Annotated in this window: 5 protein-coding genes; all 5 read right to left on the bottom strand. The window is 38.8% G+C overall.

Translation table 11 applies throughout. From position 1 onward, the window contains the following. Nucleotides 1-46: 46 nt before the first annotated feature. The gene (lpxA, locus tag JR005_RS11075; RefSeq protein WP_004998133.1) at nt 47-835 is read right to left on the bottom strand and encodes an acyl-ACP--UDP-N-acetylglucosamine O-acyltransferase; all 789 of its coding nucleotides are present in this window, start codon (nt 833-835) and stop codon (nt 47-49) included. After that, on the bottom strand, nt 832-1317 hold the full coding sequence (fabZ, locus tag JR005_RS11070; protein WP_218665833.1) for a 3-hydroxyacyl-ACP dehydratase FabZ: 486 nt from the start codon (nt 1315-1317) through the stop codon (nt 832-834). The genes lpxA and fabZ overlap by 4 nt, the downstream gene beginning before the upstream one ends. A 7-nt stretch (nt 1318-1324) precedes the next feature. Further along, nucleotides 1325-2395, bottom strand: coding sequence for a UDP-3-O-(3-hydroxymyristoyl)glucosamine N-acyltransferase (lpxD, locus tag JR005_RS11065; protein ID WP_218665040.1), 1071 nt, complete (start codon nt 2393-2395; stop codon nt 1325-1327). A gap of 3 nt (nt 2396-2398) precedes the next feature. Further along, entirely contained in the window at nt 2399-2899 is a 501-nt protein-coding gene (locus JR005_RS11060; RefSeq protein WP_004998137.1) for an OmpH family outer membrane protein, read from the bottom strand. A gap of 56 nt (nt 2900-2955) precedes the next feature. Beyond that, nucleotides 2956-3690, bottom strand: a 735-nt coding sequence (locus JR005_RS14930) for a BamA/TamA family outer membrane protein (RefSeq protein WP_228731693.1), incomplete at its 5' end; no start/stop codon positions are given.

Below are 3690 nucleotides of genomic sequence, written 5' to 3'. Positions count from 1 at the left end.
AAGACACATTTGAAATGTGTCTTTTTTATTTCGATAAGATACTTAACTAACGAATAATACCGCGTTTGGATGATTCAACTGAATCAATCAACAATTGAACTTCAGATATTTCTGGCAAAATTTCAGTACGAATTTTATCTAGTGCCTGTTCGGTGGTTAAACCCGACTTATAGATAATTTTGAAAGAATCACGTAAGCCATTGATCACATTTTTTGACCAACCTTTGCGACGCATACCTTCAACATTCATCCCAAACGCATGCGCTGGATTACCTGAAACCATCACATAAGCAGGCACATCTTTTAAAATTAAAGATGCCCCACCCACCATACTATAAGAATCAATCTTACAAAACTGATGAATTCCTGAGTTTCCACCCACGACCACATAGTCACCGATGTGCACATGGCCAGCCACACCGACATTGTTGGCAAAAATATTATGATCACCCACCACGCAGTCATGAGCAATATGTGTATTCACCATCAGTAAATTATGGCTGCCCAATTTGGTCAGACTATTATCCTGAATGGTGCCACGATGCAAACTACAATGTTCACGAATACGGTTATGATTACCAATTTCAAGCCAAGTTTCTTCGCCGTTATATTTTAGATCTTGGCAAATCTCACCCACACTCGCGAACTGGAAAATTTCGTTATGTTCACCAATCCGTGTGAAACCACCAATCACGACATGTGAATGAAGCTTAGTTCCTGCACCGATGCTCACATTAGGCCCAATGACACAATAAGGTCCAATTTGAACATCTGAAGCAATTACTGCAGATGAGTCAATAATAGCGGTTGAATGAATGAAGTCGTTATTACTCATGCCTGCTCTGTTATCTGGTGCGAAATCATAATTTCAGCGGTCGTTGCTACAATACCATCCACTGTGGCTGTACAATTATATTTGTAAATACCACGTTTTTGCATCACCAACTCAGACTTTAAGACGAGCTGATCTCCTGCAACAACCTGTTTTTTAAACCGTACTTTCTCCGCTCCAGCAAAAAGGAACAAAGAACCCGCTTTTGGTTTTTGATTATTCATGATAAAACCAAGAACACCTGAAACTTGAGCCAAAGCCTCTACAATAAGTACGCCTGGCATAATTGGATATTCAGGAAAATGTCCTTGTAAAAATTCTTCATTGATTGAAACGTTTTTATAACCAACAATAGAATTTTCAGTTACTTCAACCACACGGTCAACCAGTAAAAATGGATAACGATGTGGCAGATATTCACGAATAGTTTGAATATGCATTGGCAATTCAGGGATCGTAAACGCGGGAATGTTAGACTCAGTCATCATATTTCTATTTACGCAATTTAAAGGTTGATTCAAGAGACTCTATTTGAGCCTGCATATGATCGAGTCGTTTGAGTATTTGGGTCAATGGCACATCTGCTAATTGTCTAAAGCGAACAATCGTGCGTTTCCACTGACTATTTTCAAAAAGTCCTGTTCCTGAAGAATAGGTTCCTGCTTCAAAAATACTTTTTGTGACCATTGACATTCCTGTAAGTGTCACGTTATCGGCAATGTTTAAGTGCCCTGCAAGTCCACACGCGCCACCAATGATACAGTTTTTGCCAATGGTAGTACTTCCTGCAATTCCCGTTTTTGCAGCAATCGCCGTATTTGTACCAATGTGAACGTTATGCGCGATTTGCACAAGGTTATCAATAATGACGCCGTTTTCTAAAATTGTATCGTCCAAAGCCCCGCGATCGATACTACAATTTGAACCAATTCGAACATCATTTCCAATTTGAACTGAACCTAATTGGGCAATACGATGCCATTTTCCTTGATAGGGTGCAAAGCCAAAACCTTCACCACCGACCACTGAATTGGCATGAATTCGAACGCGATCTTTAAGCTTGGTTTCACCCGTTAAAGTCACATGTGAATCAATAAAACAATCTTTACCAACTTCAACGAAATCATTCAATGTAGAGTTTGCCAAAATAACGCTACCGTCACCGACCACACAGTTCTCACCAATCACCACATAATGACCAATATAAGCACTATCTGAAATAATGGCAGACGGATGGATTTGTGCAGTACTTTCAATTCCAATGGATTCAATTTTCTTTTCAAAAACATGAGTCAATTGAGCAAAAGCAAGGTAGGGATTTTGAACTACAATAAAATTTTGATGTTGCGCTAACTGTTGTTTTAATTCAGCTGGAACAATCAATGCACCTGCTTTCGAGACTTGTGCTGCTTCGAGATATTTGTCGCCATTCACAAATGAAATCTGATTTGGATGTGCGTGTTCGAGACTTGCAAGTCCAGTCAGGGAAAGGTCTTTATGACCAAAAGACTCACCTTGAACAAGATGAGCCAAGTCTTCTAAACGATAACTACGTGCTTTCATTGATTATTTAATTGCATTAACCTTTTGAATCATTTTATCAGTTAAATCGTTCTTAGCGTCATAGGCAACCGCAGCATTTTTATTCAAAATGAAGTCTAAATTGTTTTCTTGACGAAGTTGTTCACCTGCTTGTTTCACACGAGTTTCAAAAGTGTTGTTCATGGTTTGTAAAGTACCTTGAACACGAGTCTGCAAACCTTGCTGGGTCGAGTTGAATTCGCTTAATTTGGTCTGATATTGCTGATTAAGTTTTTGAACATCAGCTTCTTTCATATTACGACCTTCAGTTTCCGCTTTTTGACGTAATGCATCTAGCTCTTTACCAAGCTGTTCTAGTTTGGTTGTCGTCGGTTTAACTGACTGATTTAAGCTTGCATTTTGTTGCTTAAGATAGCTACTGCTATCGACAACTTTTGCTAAATCAACAAAACCCACACCTGCGGCTTGTGTCAATCCAGAAATAGACAAACCCATACCCAATAAAACTGCTGTTAATTTATTCATTTTGATTTCCTTATACAGGAGTATTTCAACAATTAATTATTTGAACAAAGACCGTACTAGAAAGTACGGCCGATTTCAAACTGAATTTCCTTGGTTTCATCACCATCTTTATCATTTAATGGGAATGCATAACTTAATGACAGAGGACCAATCATGGTAATCCACGTAAAGCCAACACCCACACTATAACGAAGATTGCTTAAATCCAGATTATAGTTATCTTTACAATATTGTTTTGCATCTACAGGCGTGGTAGAACCATTCAAATAAAGATTTCCTGAAGCAGTTTTACACTGTGTATCAAAAACCTGACCACCTTCTGCAAATATTACAGGTCGTACCTGACGTGCCCAGTCCCCTTTAAATGGAATAGGTAAAGCAAGCTCAGTACCAAATTGTACTAAAGCATTGCCACCGACTTCTTCAGGATCCCAATCACGCGTTCTAGTCTCGTTATAAGTTACACCCGGATATTTAGGTCCTAGTGTGTTGACATCATAACCACGTACCGAACCGTAACCACCTGCAAAGAAGTTTTTATAAAACGGCAAATCATTACCATAACCGAATTTACCGTAGCCACGAAGTACAAAATCATGACCTAATGGGAAATAAGCCTGAGTATCAAACGTGGCTTTTTGATAATCAACGTCGCCACCTGGTAAACCAACTTCAAGATTTAAACGATGATACATACCCGATGTCGGGAAGATTGGACGATTTAAAGTATTGTATGACCAACCCAAATTCAAGTTGTAGGTAAAGAATTCACCCTCGAATGCATTATCAAA

It is taken from the genome of Acinetobacter sp. Colony158 (assembly GCF_019264745.1).
In the GTDB taxonomy this organism is placed as follows: Bacteria; Pseudomonadota; Gammaproteobacteria; order Pseudomonadales; family Moraxellaceae; genus Acinetobacter; species Acinetobacter ursingii.
Note: the sequence above shows the minus strand (reverse complement) of the source record. Positions and strands in the feature narration are given on the sequence as shown.